Origin of the sequence: Variovorax sp. V213 (assembly GCF_041154455.1) — a bacterium.
GTDB lineage: Bacteria > Pseudomonadota > Gammaproteobacteria > Burkholderiales > Burkholderiaceae_C > Variovorax.
Window position 1 is genome coordinate 631,757 of the sequence record NZ_AP028664.1, and the last position, 20,055, is coordinate 651,811.

General features: G+C 66.1%; 14 protein-coding genes. 10 read left to right on the top strand and 4 right to left on the bottom strand.

The window, feature by feature from the left end; all coding sequences use genetic code 11:
- The first annotated feature begins 151 nt into the window (after positions 1-151).
- The 8 genes from ACAM55_RS03110 to ACAM55_RS03145 all read left to right on the top strand — a co-directional run bounded on the left by ACAM55_RS03110 (position 152) and on the right by ACAM55_RS03145 (position 12,873).
- Positions 152-5,692, top strand: coding sequence for an Ig-like domain-containing protein (locus tag ACAM55_RS03110; protein WP_369654616.1), 5,541 nt, complete (start codon positions 152-154; stop codon positions 5,690-5,692).
- A 69-nt stretch (positions 5,693-5,761) separates the two neighbouring features.
- Positions 5,762-7,096: a TolC family outer membrane protein gene (locus ACAM55_RS03115; RefSeq protein WP_369654617.1), complete on the top strand. Its 1,335-nt coding sequence runs from the start codon at positions 5,762-5,764 to the stop codon at positions 7,094-7,096.
- Positions 7,093-9,285, top strand: coding sequence for a type I secretion system permease/ATPase (locus ACAM55_RS03120; protein WP_369654618.1), 2,193 nt, complete (start codon positions 7,093-7,095; stop codon positions 9,283-9,285). Before ACAM55_RS03115 ends, ACAM55_RS03120 begins: the two co-directional genes overlap by 4 nt.
- A complete protein-coding gene (locus ACAM55_RS03125) occupies positions 9,282-10,514 on the top strand; it encodes an HlyD family efflux transporter periplasmic adaptor subunit (RefSeq protein WP_369654619.1) in 1,233 nt (410 codons plus the stop codon). Before ACAM55_RS03120 ends, ACAM55_RS03125 begins: the two co-directional genes overlap by 4 nt.
- Before the next feature lie 53 nt (positions 10,515-10,567).
- Positions 10,568-11,011: an outer membrane protein assembly factor BamE gene (gene bamE, locus ACAM55_RS03130; protein ID WP_369654620.1), complete on the top strand. Its 444-nt coding sequence runs from the start codon at positions 10,568-10,570 to the stop codon at positions 11,009-11,011.
- 277 nt (positions 11,012-11,288) lie between these two features.
- Entirely contained in the window at positions 11,289-11,834 is a 546-nt protein-coding gene (locus tag ACAM55_RS03135) for a 2'-5' RNA ligase family protein (protein ID WP_369654621.1), read from the top strand.
- A gap of 144 nt (positions 11,835-11,978) precedes the next feature.
- The gene (locus ACAM55_RS03140; protein WP_369654622.1) at positions 11,979-12,227 is read left to right on the top strand and encodes a DUF1272 domain-containing protein; all 249 of its coding nucleotides are present in this window, start codon (positions 11,979-11,981) and stop codon (positions 12,225-12,227) included.
- Between the two features lie 196 nt (positions 12,228-12,423).
- Positions 12,424-12,873, top strand: a complete 450-nt coding sequence (locus ACAM55_RS03145) for a hypothetical protein (protein ID WP_369654623.1) — start codon at positions 12,424-12,426, stop codon at positions 12,871-12,873.
- A 71-nt stretch (positions 12,874-12,944) separates the two neighbouring features.
- On the opposite strand, the gene ACAM55_RS03150 is transcribed toward ACAM55_RS03145, so the two are convergent.
- Genes ACAM55_RS03150 through ACAM55_RS03160 form a run of 3 tightly spaced genes read right to left on the bottom strand, consistent with a single transcriptional unit; the run spans position 12,945 to position 16,965 of the window.
- Positions 12,945-14,549 carry an amidase family protein gene (locus ACAM55_RS03150; RefSeq protein ID WP_369654624.1) on the bottom strand — a complete coding sequence of 535 codons (1,605 nt, stop codon included), beginning with the start codon at positions 14,547-14,549 and terminating at the stop codon, positions 12,945-12,947.
- 24 nt (positions 14,550-14,573) lie between these two features.
- Positions 14,574-15,578 (bottom strand): Bug family tripartite tricarboxylate transporter substrate binding protein, encoded by a 1,005-nt coding sequence (locus tag ACAM55_RS03155; protein WP_369654625.1) that lies wholly within the window; start codon positions 15,576-15,578, stop codon positions 14,574-14,576.
- Positions 15,579-15,624: 46 nt separating this feature from the next.
- Complete coding sequence (locus ACAM55_RS03160) at positions 15,625-16,965, bottom strand: MmgE/PrpD family protein (protein ID WP_369654626.1); 1,341 nt, start codon at positions 16,963-16,965, stop codon at positions 15,625-15,627.
- Positions 16,966-17,076: 111 nt separating this feature from the next.
- On the opposite strand from ACAM55_RS03160, the gene ACAM55_RS03165 reads away from it, so the two are divergent.
- Positions 17,077-17,988 carry a LysR substrate-binding domain-containing protein gene (locus ACAM55_RS03165; RefSeq protein WP_369654627.1) on the top strand — a complete coding sequence of 304 codons (912 nt, stop codon included), beginning with the start codon at positions 17,077-17,079 and terminating at the stop codon, positions 17,986-17,988.
- A 15-nt stretch (positions 17,989-18,003) separates the two neighbouring features.
- Here ACAM55_RS03165 and ACAM55_RS03170 read toward each other — a convergent pair whose 3' ends face one another.
- Entirely contained in the window at positions 18,004-18,903 is a 900-nt protein-coding gene (locus ACAM55_RS03170; RefSeq protein ID WP_369654628.1) for a LysR substrate-binding domain-containing protein, read from the bottom strand.
- Positions 18,904-19,033: 130 nt separating this feature from the next.
- On the opposite strand from ACAM55_RS03170, the gene ACAM55_RS03175 reads away from it, so the two are divergent.
- On the top strand, positions 19,034-20,053 hold the full coding sequence (locus ACAM55_RS03175; RefSeq protein ID WP_369654629.1) for a tripartite tricarboxylate transporter substrate binding protein: 1,020 nt from the start codon (positions 19,034-19,036) through the stop codon (positions 20,051-20,053).
- Positions 20,054-20,055 lie beyond the last annotated feature (2 nt).

Genomic DNA, 20,055 nt, shown 5'->3' on the forward strand with positions numbered 1-20,055 from the left:
CTCGTGCAAGCGCAAGCCGCATGACCCCGGTCGGGTCTTGCTGGCGAGTCCTCGAGGGCCCCGGCACTCGAGATTTCCCAATGTGCGACCCAGGTTGTTCGTCTAGGACGAAGCGCCCCCGGGGTCTGGAGTCAAGAAGCAAGGACAAATCATGGAAGCTGTTTACAAGTCTGGTGGCGCATCCCGCAAAGCGGCGGCAGACACCCCTCTGGTTCTGGATCGCCCATCGATCGTCTCGCTGAAGATCGCGCCCGAGAGCGTGCTCAAGTTTGAGCGTCGCGGCGACGACCTCGTGCTCGTGTTGCGCGACGGCCAGGAAGTCGCCGTGCGCGGCTTCTTCGCCGAGTACCCTGACGGCGGCCGCAACGACCTCGTGCTCGAAGACGGCGCGGGCGTGCAGTGGTGGGGCCAGTACACCGCGCCCTGGAAAGACTTCCACTTCACCGAAATCGAATGGAACGACGCCGGCGGCGCGCTACTGCCTGAGGGTGTGCCTGGCTGGCTGCTGGGTGCGCTCGGCGTGCTGGGCGTCGGTGCCGCCGCGAGCGGTGGTGGTGGCGGCGGCGGTGGCGGCCCGGCCTTCATCCCGCCGCTGCTCCCGCCGCAGAACCGCGGCCCCGAAGGCAGGGCCGAGCCCGTCGTCACCGAGCAGGACAAGCCCGTTTCCGGGCAAGTGCAGGCCACCGACCCGGACCGCGACACGCTGAACTACACCGTCGCCAAGGGCCCCGAGCACGGCACCGTCACCGTCGACCCGTCCACCGGCCAGTTCCTCTACACGCCCAATCCCGGCTATGAAGGTGCCGACAGCTTCGAAGTGACCGTCAGCGACGGCAGGGGCGGCACCACCACCGTGAAGGTGCCCGTGACCGTCTCGCCCGTCAACGACGCGCCCACGGCGCCCGACTACGCCGAGACCACGAACGAAGACACGCCCGTGAGCGGCCGTGTGACCGGCAGCGACATGGATGGCGGCGACACGCTGACCTACACGAAGGGCAACGATCCGTCGCATGGCACGGTGACGGTCAACCCGGACGGCACGTACACCTACACGCCCAATCCGGACTTCAACGGTACGGACAGTTTCACCGTCACGGTGAGCGACGGCCACGGTGGCACGACGACGAGCACCGTGAACGTGACCATCAACCCCGTCAACGACGCCCCCGTGTTCGTCGACGGCGGTGGCACCCCGGTGAACACGACAGACGGCTACGTCTTCGGCTACGACGAAAACCGGCCCGCAGGCACCGTGCTCGGCACCGTCCGCGCCACCGACGTCGACAGCGCGACCGTCACCTACAGCATCCTCTCGGGCAACGACAACGGCTACTTCGCCATCGACCCGGTCACGGGCGCGATCAGCCTCACGGCTGCAGGCGCTGCGGCGTTCGTCAACGACTACGAAGCAGGCGCCAACGCGCACGCGCTGGTGGTCGGCGCGAACGATGGCACGGTCACGACGAACATCCCCGTCACGCTCAATGAGCAGAACGTCAACGAAGCACCGACGGCGCCCGACGACAACAAGACCACGGACGAAGACACGCCCGTCAGCGGCAGCGTGGTCGGCAGCGACGTCGATGGCGACACGCTCACTTACGCCAAGGGCACCGACCCATCGCACGGCACGGTGACGGTCAACGCCGACGGCACCTACACCTACATTCCGGGCGCCAACTTCAACGGCACGGACAGCTTCACCGTCACGGTGAGCGACGGCCATGGCGGCACGACCACCAGCACGGTGAACGTGACCGTCAACCCGGTGAACGATCTGCCCACGGTCCCGGACTACACCAAGACCACGCAGGAAGACACGCCCGTCAGCGGCCAGGTCATCGGCACCGACGTCGATGGCGACACGCTGACCTACGTGAAGGGCAGTGACCCAGCCCACGGCACGGTGACGGTCAACGCCGATGGCACCTACACGTACACGCCCGGCGCCAACTTCAACGGCACGGACAGCTTCACCGTCACGGTGAGCGACGGCCACGGTGGCACGACCACCAGCACCGTGAACGTGACGATCGACCCCGTCAACGACGCCCCCGTGTTCGTCGACGGCGGTGGCACCCCGGTGAACACGACAGACGGCTACGTCTTCGGCTACGACGAAAACCGGCCCGCAGGCACCGTGCTCGGCACCGTCCGCGCCACCGACGTCGACAGCGCGACCGTCATCTACAGCATCCTCTCGGGCAACGACAACGGCTACTTCGCCATCGACCCGGTCACGGGCGCGATCAGCCTCACGGCTGCAGGCGCTGCGGCGTTCGTCAACGACTACGAAGCAGGCGCCAACGCGCACGCGCTGGTGGTCGGCGCGAACGATGGCACGGTCACGACGAACATCCCCGTCACGCTCAATGAGCAGAACATCAACGACGCACCGAAGGTGCCCGACTACACCAAGACGACGAACGAAGACACGCCAGTCAGCGGCCAAGTGACTGGCAGCGACGTCGACGGCGACACGCTGACCTACGTGAAGGGCAGCGACCCAGCCCACGGCACGGTCACGGTCAACGCCGACGGCACGTACACCTACACGCCCGGCGCCAACTTCAACGGCACGGACAGCTTCACCGTCACGGTGAGCGACGGCCACGGCGGCACGACGACGAGCACCGTGAATGTCACGATCGACCCAGTGAACGATGCGCCGACGGTGCCGAATTACACCAAGACCACGAACGAAGACACGCCCGTGAGCGGCCAAGTCATCGGCACCGACGTCGATGGCGACACGCTCACCTACACCAAGGGTACCGACCCATCGCACGGCACGGTGACGGTCAACGCCGATGGCACCTACACCTATGTTCCCGGCGCCAACTTCAACGGCACGGACAGCTTCACCGTCACGGTGAGCGACGGCCACGGTGGCACGACGACGAGCACCGTGAATGTCACGATCGACCCAGTGAACGATGCGCCGACGGTGCCGAATTACACCAAGACCACGAACGAAGACACGCCCGTGAGCGGCCAAGTCATCGGCACCGACGTCGATGGCGACACGCTCACCTACACCAAGGGTACCGACCCATCGCACGGCACGGTGACGGTCAACGCCGATGGCACCTACACCTATGTTCCCGGCGCCAACTTCAACGGCACGGACAGCTTCACCGTCACGGTGAGCGACGGCCACGGTGGCACGACGACGAGCACCGTGAACGTGACCATCAACCCCGTCAACGACGCCCCCGTGTTCGTCGACGGCGGTGGCACCCCGGTGAACACGACAGACGGCTACGTCTTCGGCTACGACGAAAACCGGCCCGCAGGCACCGTGCTCGGCACCGTCCGCGCCACCGACGTCGACAGCGCGACCGTCACCTACAGCATCCTCTCGGGCAACGACAACGGCTACTTCGCCATCGACCCGGTCACGGGCGCGATCAGCCTCACGGCTGCAGGCGCTGCGGCGTTCGTCAACGACTACGAAGCAGGCGCCAACGCGCACGCGCTGGTGGTCGGCGCGAACGATGGCACGGTCACGACGAACATCCCCGTCACGCTCAATGAGCAGAACGTCAACGAAGCACCGACGGCGCCCGACGACAACAAGACCACGGACGAAGACACGCCCGTCAGCGGCAGCGTGGTCGGCAGCGACGTCGATGGCGACACGCTCACTTACGCCAAGGGCACCGACCCATCGCACGGCACGGTGACGGTCAACGCCGACGGCACCTACACCTACATTCCGGGCGCCAACTTCAACGGCACGGACAGCTTCACCGTCACGGTGAGCGACGGCCATGGCGGCACGACCACCAGCACGGTGAACGTGACCGTCAACCCGGTGAACGACGCACCATCGGCCACGGTGACGGCGCCCGAGGCAGTCTCCGAAGGCAGCCTGCCCGGTGGCATTCCTGCTGCAGGAGAGCCGCCGCTGCAATCGACCGGCAAGATCTCCATCGCGGACCCCGACAGCGCGGCCGGTGATCTCGCGGTGTCGCTCAGCGGCCCCAACGGCGTCACCTCCGGTGGCCAGCCGGTGTCGTGGACCTGGGACGCGGGCACACACACGCTCACGGGCAGCGTCACCGTCGGCGGCGTCACCACCGAGGTGATGACCGTGTCGGTGGGCAATGTCACCGCGACGGGCACGGGCCTTTTCGAGGCGGGCTACACAGTCACGCTGAAGGCGCCGATCGACCACCTGCCAGGCAACGGCGAGGGCGTGTCGAACCTGCACTTCGAGGCCGTGGTGAGCGATGGCCAGGCCAGCGGCGCGCCGGTTGGATTCGATGTGCCCGTCAAGGACGACGTGCCGGTGCTCGTGAACGGCGAGCAGGCCGTCGACGTGGCGCCGATCGATACCAACCTCATGGTGATCCTGGACCTTTCCGGGAGCATGGGGCAGGAAACCCCGACACGCCTCAGCCGTGCGAAAGAGGCTGTCCAGAATCTGATCGACGGCTACGACCTGTACGGCGACGTGCGGGTGCAGCTCGTCACCTTCAGCACGACCGGGGCGTCGCAGCAGGCCTGGATGACGGCGGCCGAAGCCAAGGCGCTGGTGCAGAACCTGCAGGCCAGTGGCAGCACCAACTACGACGCTGCCCTGGCTGCCGCGATGAACGGCTTCTCGGCCACCGGCAAGCTGGACGGGGCCCAGAACGTGTCCTACTTCCTCACGGACGGCGAGCCGACCCTGGGCGACGGCAACACGGGGCAGTTGGCGAACAGCAGCAACAGCAGTACGGCCGACAGGGGCATCCAGGCCGGGGAAGAAGCGATCTGGACGAACTTCCTCAGCACCCACCAGATCAACTCGTTCGCGCTGGGCCTGGGCTCGAGCCTGAACGCGGAGGCACAGGCTTTCATCGACCCCATCGCCTACAACGGCAACACCGGCGCGAACACCAACGGCCAGATCATCACCGACACGAGCCAGCTGAACGACGTGCTGCAGGGCACGATCAGCGTGCCACCCACGGTCAGCAACCTGCTGACCGGCGGCCTCGGTGGCTCGTCGGGCTTCGGTGCCGACGGTGGCCACGTGTCCACGCTGAGCATCGATGGCACCACCTATGCCTTCGACAGCAGCACGGGCCTGATGACGAAGACTGGCCCTGCTGCCGGCAGCGACTACAGCTACAACGCGTCGACACACCAGGTCACCATCGCCACGGCGCAGGGCGGCAAGCTGGTCGTGGACTTCGACTCGGGCGAATTCAGCTACCAGGTGGCACCGAGGACCGCCGCCTCGCAGAATTACGAGGAGACCCTCAGCTACCAGGTGGTCGACCGCGATGGTGATGCGAGCAACTCGGCCACGCAGACGCTGCACGTCAACTACACGCCCAGCGCTGGTGCAGCGGGGGCGGCAGCGCTCTTCGCCTCGGCCGACTCGCTGGGGCTGGCCGGCGTCGACGAAGTGACGGTGTCGCTCGAGCAGCAGCAACCGCAAGATGCGCCGCATTTCCCCTTCGGCGACAGCCCGTGGGGGGGCGTGCAGCTGTCCGACATGCTGCAGGGATCCGGTTCTGCCGAGTCGCTGCATGCGCTGCTGCAGGCCGCGTTCCCGCCGGCCTTCGGAGTTGCGCAGGCATCGCCCACGGTGCAGGCCCTGGCATCGTCGGCCGATTCGCTCGCGGCCTACGCACCGCCCGTGGTCCCTTCGCTCGACGACGAGCTTCACATGGGCCTCGCGCTTCACCACTGACCGACCGGAGTGCCGGCGCCGCTTTGCGGCGTCGGCACCTTGGTCGCACGCTGTCGCCCGTTCTTACACATGCATTTTTCTCGTCTCCTTCCGTCCGCCGCCGCGGGCGTCCTCCTTCTGCTCGCCGGCACGGCGGCGCTTGCGCAAGCCAGCACCACCACCCCGCTGGGCATGACCGAGGCCGTGCGCCTGGCCGCCACATCGCACCCGACCGTGCGCAACGCCGTCGGGCAAGCGCTGCAGGCGGGCGAGGGCATTGCAGCCGCGCGCTCGGGCTACTACCCGCAGGTCAGCGCGGGCCTGAGCGCACGCACGGGCAACCGCCAGCCGCAGACCGACGGTCGCCGCCAGGTGCACCAGGCCTCGCTGTCGGTGACCCAGCTGCTGTACGACTTCGGCAAGGTGTCGAGCGCCGTGAACGAGGCCGAGGCCTCGGCCTCGGCTGCGCGCGCCAAGCTGCTGTTGGCGGTCGACGACGTGGTGCGCGACACCGCCCAGGCGTGGATCGAGGTGCATCGCCAGCAGGCGCTCGGCGAGATCGCGCAGGCCCAGGTGAAGGGCGTGCAGTCGCTGGCCGGCCTGGTGGGCGAGCGCCAGGCCAAGGGCGCCACCAGCCAGTCCGACGTGGCACAGGCGCAGTCGCGCCTGGAGGCCGCGCGCGCCCAGCAACTCAACACCGCGTCGCAGGCCGAGCGCTGGCGCCTCAACCTCATGCATCTGACCCAGGGCCGCATGCCGGTCGACATTGCCGGCGAAGCGTCGGCGCCGCTCGCGAGCGCCTGCGCCGCGCACCCGCAGACAGCCTTGCCCGCACCGACCGTGCAGATGGCGCAGGCCGAGCGCGACATGGCACAGGCCGCGCTGCGCGGTGCCGATGCCCAGTTGCTGCCCACGCTGTCGCTCAACGCCGGCGTCAACCGGGGACTCGAATCCGGCGCGCGGCTCGCGGGCCAGTCCGGCACCGAAAGCACGCTCACCGTGAACTTCAGTGCGCCGCTGTACGAAGGCGGGCGCAGCCAGGCCCGCCAGCGCGCCGCCGTGCACGCCGTCGAAGCGGCCGAGGCCGCGCTGGGCTATGCACTGCTGAGCGTGCGGCAGCGGCTCGAAGACGCGCGCGTGCAATCGCAGGGCCACGCGCAGCGCCTGCCCGTGCTCGCCGCGCGCGTGCACAGCACGCAGCGCACGCGCGACCTGTACCGCGAGCAGTACCTGCAGCTGGGCACGCGCTCGCTGCTCGACCTGCTCAATGCGGAGCAGGAGTTCCACGGCGCGCGCTTCGAGCAGGCCGAGAGCGTGCACGAAGTGCAGCGCCTCGCGGTCGAGTGCCTGTACCAGTCGGGCCGCCTGCGCGAAGCCTTCGGTCTGGTCGATGCGGGCGACCTCGTGGCCGGGGGCCAGCCATGACCGCCACGACGATGCCCGAGCTTTCTGCCGCGCGCGGCCCCGAGCTGCTCGCCGGCTGGGTCGACGCCGTGCTGGCCGTGGCCGCCCACTACCACCTGGACACCTCGCGCGAGCGCATCCGCGGTGCCGCCGCGTGGAGCGACCACGAAGACATCGGCGAACGCGTGCGCCAGATGGCCCGCCAGGCCGGGCTCACCGTGCGCCAGGTCGCGCCGCGCCTGGACACCCTGAGCCCCTGGCGGCTGCCCGTGGTGCTTCAGCTGCGCGACGGACAGGTGGCCGTGGTCACCGCTATCTCGGCGCAGGGCCTGCGCGTGATGCTCGGTGGCGACCAGGGCGCAGAAACCGTCTGCACGATGGACGAGCTGCAGCCCGCGCTCGAAGCCATGGCCGTGCTGCGGCCCGCCCAGTCCGCACCCGACTCGCGCGTCGATGCCTACATCCGCCCCGTCGAGCCGCACTGGCTGCGCGAGATCGTGTTGGCCGACTGGCGGCCCTACGCCCACATCCTCGTCGCATCGCTCGCCTACAACCTGATGGCGCTGGCCGGCACGCTGTTCTCGATGCAGGTGTACGACCGCGTCGTGCCCGCGCAGTCGCTGCCCACGCTGCATGTGCTGTTCGGCGGCGTGCTGCTGTCGATCGCGTTCAGCTGGGTCATGCGCGGCGCGCGCATGCGCATCACCGACGTGGTGGGCAAGCGCGCCGACCTGCGCATTTCTGACCGCGTGTTCGGCCACGCGCTGCGCGTGCGCGGCTCGGCGCGCCCGCGCGCCACCGGCACCTTCATCTCGCAGCTGCGCGAGCTGGAGCCCGTGCGGGAAATGCTCACGTCGACCACCGTGGCGGCCGTGGCCGACCTGCCGTTCTTCTTCGTGTTCTGCGTGCTCTTCTGGTTCATTGCCGGCTGGCTCGTGCTCGTGCCGCTGGCCGCGTGCGTGCTGCTGCTCGTGCCCAGCCTGCTGGCGCAGCCGCGCCTGCGTGCGCTGGCCCAGGCGGGCATGCGCGAATCGTCGCTTCGCAACGCCATGCTGGTCGAAGCGGTGCAGGGCATCGACGACATCAAGGTGCTGCAGGCCGAGCCGCGCTTCCAGAACCAGTGGAACCACTACAACGCCGTCAACGCCGACTCCGGCCTGCAACTGCGCGCGCTGCTCAACACCCTGAGCAACTGGACGCAGACCGTGCAGGGCGGCGCCTTTGCCTTCGTCGTGTTCTTCGGCGCGCCGCTCGTGATGGACGGCCACATGAGCACCGGCGTGCTCGTGGCCGCATCGATCCTGTCGACCCGCATGCTCGCGCCGCTGGCCGGCGTGACGCAGCTGCTCAACCGCTGGCAGCAGGCCAAGGTGGCCGGCGAGTCGCTCGATCAGCTCATGAAGCTCCCGGTCGACCACGCGCCCCATGAGACACGCGTGCACCGGCCCGCCGTGCAGGGCGACTACACGCTGCGCGACGCCGTCTTCAGCCACGACGGCCAGACCACCGCATTGCACGTGAAGGCCCTGCACATCGGCGCCGGTGAACGTATTGCCGTGCTCGGGCGCAACGGCGCGGGCAAGTCGACGCTGCTGCAGGCGCTGTCGGGCCTCATCGAACCGCGCGCGGGCAGCGTGGTGCTCGACGGCGTGTCGATGGCCCACATCGACCCCGCCGACGTGCGCCGCGACGTCGGCCTGCTCGCGCAAGACGCGCGCCTGTTTCACGGCACCCTGCGCGAGAACCTGCAGATGGGCACGCCCCATGCCACCGATGCCGAACTGATCACCGCCCTGCAAGCCACCGGCGCCTGGGCCTTCGTGCGCCGTCTGCCCACCGGGCTGGACCATCCGCTGCTGGAAGGCGGGCGCGGCCTCTCGGGCGGGCAGCGCCAGAGCCTGCTGCTCGCGCGGCTCATGCTCCGCCGCCCCAGCGTGCTGCTGCTCGACGAGCCCACCGCCTCGCTCGACGAAGTGGCCGAGCGCGAAGTGATCGAACAACTGCGCGCTCTGTCCGCAGGCCGCACGCTGGTGCTGGCCACGCATCGCCCGGCCGTGCTCGATGCGGTGGACCGCATCCTCGTGGTGGACGGCGGCGCCGTCGTGCTCGACGGGCCGCGCGACCAGGTGATGGCGCGGCTGCGCCAAGGCGCGGCGGCATCGCGCGAGACAACGGCCCTCGCGGACCGTGGCAAGGAGGCACAGGCATGAACGCCGTGACATTGACCAAGGCACCGGTGCCTGCGCAGGTATCCACCGCCACCGTGTGGGGCCCCGGCGGCGCCGGCGACTTCGACGAGGCGCGCGCCAGCGGCTCCGCGCGCGTCGTGTGGTTCGTCGCGCTCTTTCTGCTCGCGTTCTTCGTGTGGGCCTGGTGCTTCGAGATCGACGAAGTGTCCAGCGGCATGGGCAAGGTGATTCCCAGCTCGCGCGAGCAGCGCATCCAGTCGCTCGAAGGCGGCATCCTGGCCGAGCTGCGCGTGCACGAAGGCCAGATCGTCGAGAAGGGCGAGGTGCTCGCGCAGCTCGACCCGACGCGCGGCGAATCGAGCGTGGAAGAAACCGCCGCGCGCTACCGCGCCGCGCTGGCCAGTAGCGTGCGCCTGCGCGCTGAGGTGGAAGGGCGAAGCACCCTTCAGTTCCCCGCCGAGCTGAAGGTGTACGCGCAGCTGGTCGACTCCGAAAGCGCGCTCTTCCGCTCGCGGCAGGGCAGCATGCGCGACACCGTTTCAGGCCTGGGCCAGGCGCTTGCGCTCGTGCGCAAAGAGCTCGACATCACCCGCTCGCTGCAGGTGAGCGGTGCGGCCAGCAACGTCGAGCTCATCCGCCTGCAACGCCAGGCCGCCGACCTGGAGCTGAAGATCTCCGAGGCGCGATCGAACTACATGGTGCGCAGCCGCGAGGAACTCGCCAAGGCCGATGCCGAGGTGAAGTCTTTGTCGTCCGTGGTGCGCGGGCGTGCAGACTCGCTCGAGCGGCTCACCCTGAACTCGCCCGTGCGCGGCATCGTCAAGAGCTTGCAGGTCACCACCATCGGCGGTGTCGTGCCGCCTAACGGCTCGCTCCTGACCCTGGTGCCGCTGGACGACCAGTTGCTGGTCGAGGCGCGCATCTCGCCTCGCGACATCGCCTTCATGCGGCCCGGGCAGGAGGCGCAGATCAAGGTCACCGCTTATGACTACGCCGTGTACGGCGGCCTCAAAGGGCGTGTGGTGACCATCGCACCCGACACGCAGCGCGACGAGGTCAAGCCCGAGATCGTGTACTACCCCGTACTCGTGCGCACCGACTCCGACGCACTGACCGACAAGGCCGGCCGTCGCATGCCCATCGTGCCCGGCATGGTGACCACCGCCGACATCCGCACCGGTCGCAAGACCGTGTGGGACTACCTGACCAAGCCGCTGAACAAGGCGCGCGAAGCCATGCGCGAGCGCTGATTCGCGCGCTCATCTCTCCCAAGAATCCCATCTGACCCAAGAGGACGCTAGCCATGAAAAAGACCCCGTACGCATCACCCACCGTCGCCGCCTTCGCGCTCGTCGCCGCGCTGCTCGGCGCAGCCACCCATGTGGCGGCGCGCGATAACCCTGTAGACCCCGTGAGCAACCCCGACAAGCTGGACTATCGCGACGTCGAGGCGCGCCGCCCTGACTTCAAGGAGCCCTTTCTGCGCGACGGCATCGTGTCGCGGCCCGAGCGCTTTCGCGAGATCAAGCCCGGCATCAACCAGGCCCAGGTGCTCGCCGTGCTCGGGCAGGCGCTGAAGCAGCAGCGCGGCGCGCTCGGCACCGAGTGGGACTACCACTTCAAGTTCCAGATGCCCCAGTCGGCCAACTACCTCGTGTGCCAGTACAAGGTCGTGTTCGACGACAGCCAGGCCGTGCGCAGCGCCGCGTGGCGCCGTCGGCAATGCTTGGATCTGATCCCGCACTGAACTGCCAGCCGGCGATCGGGCCGTCGAATCTTCGCCTGGGTAAATAGCGGCCTTGGCTTGTGCCGTTTGATACAAAACCTGTACTGCGTCCCTACGAAGCCTTCGTGTACGGAAACTCTGCAGATGAGCCGAACAAGTTGGCCGAGCGTTGCTTGGAGGTGATCGAGAGCACGCTCAAGAGCGTCGAACGCGTCACAGCCTGCTTTGGGGCACAAGGATCTAACGACCGCCGCAGGCTACAGTCGGCCAAGACCGGGACATTCCGTCTCGGCCGCTGATGAATATCATCTTGCTCATGCCGATATCCGCATTTGCTGTCCAGGTGCCCTCAGCTGAGTCGCTTGTTGGCGACCTGCGCCAGCGTTTCGATGCGACCACAACGCTGGGTGTCCCGGCGCACATCACCTTGCTGGTTCCTTTCATGGACCCGCTGCACGTCACGCCCGCAGTTCTCGAGCAGGCGCAGCGCGCACTTTCGCGAGTTACTGCGTTCTCGTTTGCGCTGACGAAAGTTGCTCGCTTCCCGGCGACGACCTATCTCGCTCCTGAACCCTTTGCGCCGTTCGTCGCCATGACCATGGCTCTTGTAGAAGCTTTCCCGGATTTCCCGCCGTACGGAGGCGAGCACCAAGGAGTAGTTCCGCACCTTACCGTTGCGCATGGCAATGCACGTGAAGCCGACGAAGCCGCGGCTGAGTTGCAACTGCGGCTCGGAACATCCGGTGCCATCAAAGCGGAGTGCAACTCCGTCGTACTACTTGAGAATTCAACGGGCCGCTGGAAGGAGTTTCACCTCTTCCACCTACCGCTTGCTGACGAATAGGCTGGCACCTCGATTGCCGCTTGAATATAGACCCGTGATCGCTTTCGTCTCGACGGCGCCCGCCGGCCAGGATCGGACGGTCGCCGGTGTCGCCCAGTTCACCTTCGTTTAAGCTCCACTGACCAAGCTTTCTGAGGTTCCGCCATGCTTCAAATGCGCCCAGGGTGTGAGTGCTGCGATCGAGATTTGCCGCCGGATTCGGCCGATGCCCGCATCTGTTCCTTCGAGTGCACGTTTTGCAGCGATTGCTCGAATCGGAGCCTCGCCGGGACGTGCCCAAACTGCGGCGGTGAATTGCTCCCGCGCCCTACTCGGTCGGCGGCCAAGCTTCAGAAGTACCCTGGTTCGACCACGCGGGTGTTCAAGCCTGAAGGTTGCGCGGCCGCAACTTGAGCCTTACATGCCAGCCCGTCCGCCTGGTCGACTCATCACGGCCAAGACCGGTCCGTCGGTCATACCGCCGAGATTGCCAGAAACCGGACGCTTGCGGCGCGCGCACAACGCTTTGATTGCGGGTCAGCGGCGCATCAACTGAAGCGCGCGCTCATAAACTGGTGAACGAAAAATATGACAGGCTTAAGGATGCCCCATGACCCTCGATGGCGTTTTGCTCCGTCCAGACGAGTACGAGCAACGCTCACTTGATGAGCCTTGGCGGTGGCACGTACCGAGCGACTTCACCCTAATGCACGTCACCGTTCTCGGCCATATGCTTTTCTCCGACCACGGCGCTCGCATCTGGTTCTTGGACAGCTGGTCCGGTCACCTATACCGAATCAGTGACAACGAAGACGAATTCAGCAGGCAAGTCACCGGCGACGCTGAGTTTTTTAGTGCACTGTTCTTTGATGAGCTGCTGGGGAGCCTGAGTGCGGCCGGACTTGAGCGCCGGGCCGGCGAGGTATTCGCTCCATTTGTCTCCCCCGCACTCGGTGGCTCGCTCGGTGCAAACAACTTCTCTTTGGCCCCGGTCCGAGCATATGCAAGCTCGTCTTCAGCAGAAGTGCGAGCCATTGCATTCGGGAACTCGGGCGCTTGAAGGGCTCTCTTGCTAAGCTCCGGAATCGGCCAAACGCAGCCCTCCAACCCGGACAGATCAAGTCAGCGGACTCAGTCCATTTTGTGTGCTGCCCTTGCGCGGTGTAATCGTTCAAACGCTGCCGCTAACTCCAGCACTTTGGCGTCGTTTCCCGCCTTTGCCAAGAACGAGACGCCCACGGGAATGTTGCCCGCCGCCTTCCCTCCATTTACGGTCACCTCCGGAAAACCCGTTGTCGAAGCGATCTTCGCAGCGGCATATGCGTAGGATTTGCAGACGAACTCCGGATCGGTTTTACCTGGCACCACAGGGGCGGTACACCCGATGGTCGGATAGAACAGGGCGTCATACCGGCCCGCCTCCATCAGACCGGTCAGCTCGCGCTTGAGTGAAGGGATCACCACACTCAGCAGTTGAATGTACTCCGGCGAGTCTGTTGCGCGAGTCTCCAGGTTTTCAATCAGCCCCTTGTAGCGCCCCGGGTTGATCGCCCTTGTACCCTTGTCAGTGAGCGTGTCGAGACGGCTCATAAATTCGCGCAGGTCTTTCGGTTGGCCAGCAGGTAGCCCCGCCAGATAGGATTCGAACTGCGGTTTGAATTCGGCAACGCCGATGGGCCCCAGAACAGAGGGTTGCAGCGTTTCGAACGCCTTGGGCAAACGGATGTTGATAACGCGCGCACCGGCCTTCTGCATTGCGGCGACAGCGTTTCGTTTGATGACGTCGACCTCGGGGTTCGCTCCGTCGAAGTTGTCGACAACAGCGATGACTTTTCCCGCAAGCGTGCTTCCGGAGAGTCCACTTGCGAGGGGCGATTGCGGCCTCGTTATGCCTTTGGTAGATGCATCGTTCTTGTCCTCGCCCTGAATGGCGTCGAGCACGATGGCTTGATCTTCGACACTTCTAGTGATAGCCCCGACTGCGTCCGCAGTGAGCGACATCGGAATCACGCCGGATCGGCTCACCAGGCCCATGGTGGAACGCATGCCGACCGTGCCAGTCACGCTGGCAGGCGAGCGGATGGAGCCAGTCGTATCCGTCCCCAGAGCAAAGGGCGCTAGCTTCGCAGCCACCGCGGCGGCCGAACCGCTGCTGGAACCATCTGCAGTACGCAGAGCGTTAAAGGGATTGAGCGTCTGTCCCCCTACCGCGCTGTAGCCGTACCAACCGTAGGACGCCGCCAACTCGGAGAGGTTGGTCTTGCCCAGCAGGATGGCGCCCTGGTCGAGAAGCTTCTGCATGACAAAGGCATTGCTTGCGGGCATCGAATGCGCGAGTGCTAGGGAACCGCCGGTGTTGGGCAGACCTACGGCGTCGAAGTTGTCCTTTGCCAAGAACGGTATGCCCGCCAATGGAGCTCCAGGCTGGCCTGCGCCCTGCTGGGTACGGCGCGCGTCCCAGGCCCTCGCCTGCTCCATGGCCTTGCCGTTAACAGCCAGCACCGCATGCACTCCACCGGCAGGCTGGTCGACAGTAGCGATGCGTTCGAGGTATGCCCCGACCAACTCCGCCGAGGTGATCCTGCCCTGGTCCAGCGCGATGCGCAGTTCGGCAAGGCCCATGTCCACGATCCGCTCGGGTGGCGTTGCTGCAGTGGCCCAGGCAGGTGCGGCAGCCAGGGCCAGCACGGCAAGCGCCTTGCTGCAACGGGTGGAAAGGTTGAGGCGTTTGGTCATGGTGTGGATATCTTTCATGGCGGTTCAATCGACGGTGGCGCCAGAGACCTTGATGACAGGCGCCCACTTCGCACGCTCTTCGCGCAGCACTCTGGCGAACGCCTCGGCATCGCCACCGAAACTGCCCGGCGTGCGCTCCACGCCCATGGCGTTGAGTTGCTGAACCACCGCCGGCCGCTGCAGCGCCTTGTTCGCCTCTGCATTGATGCGGCTCACCAGCGGGCCAGGAATGCCGGCCGGCCCGACCAGGCCGAAGACGACGCTGGCCTCCATGTCTTTGAACCCAGCTTCGCTCATCGTCGGCACATCCTTCAGCACCGGCACCCGCTCGCCGGCCGTTACCGCCAGGGCGCGCACCTTGCCGCCCTGGATCATCGGAAGCGCGACCGGGATGGAGGCAAAGAACATGTCGACCTGTCCACCGATGAGGTCGGTCATTGCCGGCGCCGCACCTCGATAGGGGATGTGCTGCATGTCCAGCCCGGCCTTGCGCTTCCACAGTTCACCGACCAGGTGTGCCAGCGTGCCGTTGCCGGAGGACGCAAAGGACAGCGGACCCTTCTTACCCGCCGCCATCAGGGCGGCCATGCTGGCATGGGGACGGTTCGCCGAGACGATGAGCACCAGCGGCACCCGGGCCACCAGCGCCACCGGTTGCATGTCCTTTTCGATATTGAACGGAATGCGGCTGTAGAGATACTGGTTGACCACCATGTTGCTGGACTCGCCCATGGCCAGCGTGTAGCCGTCTTTCGGCGCCTTGAAAGTGGTGTCGAAGCCGATGTTTCCGCCGGCGCCGGGAAGGTTGTCCGGCACGAATGTCCAACCCACCGATTCGGTCAGCGCATTGGCAAGGAGGCGCGCCATTCCGTCGGTTCCGCCGCCGGGCGGCGCCGGCACAACAAGCCGGATCGGCTTGGCGGGGAAAGTGTCCGCAAAGGCCGGTGCCGCCAGCATCGCGCACGCCGACAAGGCGGTGAGAACGATGGCGCGGCGGCGCAGAGTGCATTCGAATTTCATCAGGCTCATGGTTGGGACCTTCAACGGGTTGAATTATTTTTCGGGTGCGGCTTCTTCATCGCAAAGCGGCCAACAGCGGCCGCCACTCCCCAGCGCGCAGTGCTGCCACGCCGTCCAACACCGTCTGCTGTACGGTGGGCGACAGGGTGTCGCGTGTGGCGATGCGGAGCTTGCGCTCGAGATCCGCCGAGGACAGCGGCCGCTCGGGATCGCCGCGCGGGTCCGTCAATGGGGATTCGAGGCGCTGCCCTCCCACCAGATTGACGACTACACGCGCAGGCGAGCGTTTGGGAAACAGCGGTTCGATGGCTGCATCGTGGGTGACCAAGATCCGCCCGGCCAACTCGCGCACCTTCGCATCATTGAGCTGCCCGGCATTCAAGGGCACAAGTGCATCGGCGCCGCGCAGCAGGCACAAGGCCAGGCAGTACGGCACGCTGTACTGCGCCTCCACCAGCGTCGCCGGGTCCGGCTTGTTGCTCAAATTGAAAGTGGCCCGGTAGGTGAACACCACTATGCTGACGATGTCCTCAGCCGCCAAGCCGTGACGGGCCTGCAGGTGAAGCACGGCCTCCAGTGGAGCATGGATGTGCCGGCAGCAGCCGAACGGCTTGAAGTAGGTGCCGCCGATCAGCGGTATCCCGTTCAGGTCGCGTAGCACTGCTTGCGAATCGAACAGGCGCTTGTCTTCCAGCACGTCAACCGGCCCGGTGAACCCCGCCATGGCCAACTGCAATGCGGACCATCCGGCGACAACGCCAGCCGGTATGCCTTCCTTCACGTCCGATCCAGCAATGCCCGCCAAGACGGGCAGTGCGGGTGCCGTCTGCGCTGCGATGGCCAGCGCCTGCGCAATGGCTTTGGCGTCGACGCTCAGCATCCGACCGGCGGCAGCGACGACGGCGAAACCGGACCATGCACCTGAGGGTGCGTAAGTGGAGCGCGCTGCCGCCAGGCGCACGCCCACCTCGTAACCTGCCACCACTGTGGCGATGAAGTCATCGACCGAGGCATCCGGCACGGCAGACATCAGTGCCAGCGCGGCCGGTATCACTGCCGCGCCGGGATGACCCCGCGCCGTCCGGTAGCCATCGTCCAGATCGAGCGCGGCTGCCGCGGTGCTGTTGGCGAGCATTGCCGCGCCAGCCGACGCAGTTCCGCCGCTGAACCAGATTGGCACGCTGCCCGGGCCGTACAGCAGCGGCGCCACCCGCCGCGCCGCCACGACACCCGGTTGACGGAGCGCGGCCGCTGCGCTGGTGATGGCATCCAGCACGCTGCGGAAAACCGCATCTCTCGTCTCAGGTCCGAAATGCCGGGCGTCCAGACCCGCCGCATGGCAACCCAATTGCAACGCCGCCGGCGCCACAATTCTTGATTCATTACCTTTTGGCATATGCCTTGCTCGCTCGCATTTCTGGAATACTGAATGGAGTGCATATGCTAGGTTTGTGCTCCACGTCGGTACAGTGACAAATCGAGCCCTGCTTATGCTCTGGAGGCATGGATGAAAATCGAGATGAACATGCGCCACATCGAGGCGTTCCGGGCGGTCATGATTTCCGGCAGCGTGGTAGGGGCGGCCAAGCTGCTCAACGTGACCCAGCCAGGCGTCAGCCGTACGATTGCTCTGCTGGAACTTCGCCTGGGCTATGACCTGTTCCAGCGCAAGGGCCGGCGGCTGGCACCGACCTCGGAGGCCGAGGCGCTGTACCGCGAGGTCGAACAGCTCTACGTTGGCATCGACCGGATCACACAGGTGGCCTACGACATCCGGCACCACCGGGCCGGCGCATTGCGTCTGGCCATCCTGCCCGCCTTGGCCCAGTGGCTGGTGCCCGCGGTCGTTGCCCGGTTCCTAGCAACGCGCCCGCAGGTCCGCATCTTCGTGCAGACCCTGCCGTCAACCCAGATCGCCGACCTCGTAGCCACGCGGCAGTTCGACCTAGGCGTGGTGGAGCTGCCCATGTCCAAGTCGGGCGTGACCGTGCAGTCCTTGCCGCCCGCGCCCATCGTGGTTGTCTTACCGGCAAGCCACCGCCTTGCAGGCCGCGACGCATTGGCCTTGGGCGACCTGTACGGCGAACGACTGGTGCTACCTTCGCCGCAGAGCTACCTGCGCTACCAGATCGACGATGCCTTCAATCGCCAGGGCATCGCACCCCAGGTGGTGGCCGAAACGCCAACCTCGCCACTGGTGTGCGCATTGGTGGCGGAAGGTGCCGGCATCGGGCTGGTGTCCGCCTGGACGCCTTCGCCGCACGGTGACACCCGCATCGTTCAGCGGCCCCTCCAGGAGCCACTGCAGTCGCAGTACGCATTCCTGCGAGCGGAGGGGGCGGTTCCCATGGTGTTGGTCGATGAATTCCAGTCCTTGCTCGCCAGGCAGTTGCAGGCCACTTCCACCGCCGGTGGATAGTCAGCCTCCCGCCGCTCATCCGGTCTTGCGGATCTCCTCCTTCAGGTCCTTGGCGAAGGCCTCGGCCAGAGCCAGCCTGCTGCCTGGAAAAGGAAAGATCAGTGCGGACCGGGATGTCATTTCCTCCTTGATGGGGCGCACCACGACGTTCGGTCCAACAAACGACAACGCAGCCCACCGCGACACTAGCGTGATGCCCAGGCCAGCGGCCACCATGCCGCAGGCAATCACCGAATGCGGCGTCTCCAGCACCACCTTCGGGCTAACGCCGGAACGCGAGAAAAGATCGTCGATCTGGTGGCGCAGAAAGCTGTGCTGCGACAGCAGCACCATGCGCTCGCCATCCAGGTCCTTCATCGACACCTGCCGCTTGCCCGCCAGGCGATGCGCGGCCGGCATCACTGCGACCGACATCGAAGGCTCCAACGGCTCCACCGAAATGGCGGGGCGCGACAAGGGCAACTCGATCAGGCCCAGGTCGAACTGCCGGGTGGCCACCTGGTCGGCCACCTGTCGCGACGGCAGGCTCTGCACATACACCGACACGTTCGGCCGCGTCGCCAGAAACCGAGCCAGCGCACGTGGCAACAACGACTGGGACAGCGAGGGCAGGCAGGCGATGCGCAACGCACCTGCGCGCTGTTCGCCGATATCCAGCGCCACCTGGGCAATCCGGTCCAGGCTTCCGTAAATGGGTTCGATCTCGCTGTAGAGCGCATCGCCTTCCGGGGTTGCCACCAGCCGCCGGCCACGCCGTTCGAAAAGCTTGTAGCCGATACGAAGCTCCAGCAAGCCGATCGACCGGCTGACCGCCGGCTGGCTCACGCTCATCAGCCGCGCGGCGCCCACCACCGTACCGGTGCGCATGACGGAATAGAACGACTCCACTTGTCTGAGATTCAGGCTTGGCTTCATACATAACATTCAAACATAAAGAGCCGGCCGAATTTGAATTGTCATGAGCAAGGCGCGGCCCAACAATCTGCCATCCCTACAGGAAGTCGCGCCTAACGGCCGCCCTCAACCCTTATCAGGAATCGATGACATGAGCACAGGACATCTGTCGAAAAGTTCTTTCGCCGTGCACCTCACCCGACGCACAGTCGCCGCCGCTATGTTCGGGATGTTGGCCGCCGCACCGGCCGTCCAGGCGCAGACGGCGGCACAGAGCTACCCCAACCGCCCGATCCGGCTCATCGTCGGCTTTCCGCCGGGCGGGTCGTCTGACGCGACCGCACGCCTGCTGGGCTCCGCCCTCAGCGCCAGACTGGGTCAGCCCGTGGTGGTGGAGAACAAGGCGGGCGCCAATACCGTCATCGCCACCCAGTACCTGCGCAGCCAGCCGGCAGACGGTTACACCCTGCTGTCGGTCTCGTCTTCTTTCGCCATCAACCCGGCGCTGCAGAAGCTCACCTACAACATCGACACCGACTTCGCGCCGGTCGCCTTGCTCGGCATCATTCCACTGATGCTGGTCACGCCGAACGAGGTGCGTGCGAAGTCGTTGCCCGAACTGATCGCACTCGCCAAAGCTCAGCCCGGCAAGCTGCCCTATGCGAGCTACGGCGCCGGCAGCGCGGGCCACATTGCATCGGAACTGCTGCTGTCGATGACCGGCGCGGAGATGATTCATGTGCCGTACAAGGGCACCGGCCCAGCGCTGGTCGACGTGATGGGCAACCAGGTGACGATGATGATGCCCACCGTGGCGGCATCCAACGTTCTGGTGAAGGAAGGCAAGCTCAAGGCGCTTGCGGTGAGCAGCAGCAAGCGGGTGTCGGCGGTGCCCCACATCCCCACCATCGCCGAGTCCGGCCTGCCGGGCTATGAGCTGGTGGCCTGGGAAACGATCCAGGCGGCAGCGGGCACGCCACCCGAAATCGTGAACAAGCTCAACACCACGATCCGCCAGATCCTCGCCACACCGGAGTTCCGAGACAAGCTCATTGCGCTCGGCATCGAGCCGGACTCCGGCAAGACTCCCGCCGAAGTAGGCAAGTTCGTGCACGCTGAGGCCGAGAAATTCGCAAAGGTCATCAAGGATCGTGGCATCAAGCCGGAGTAATG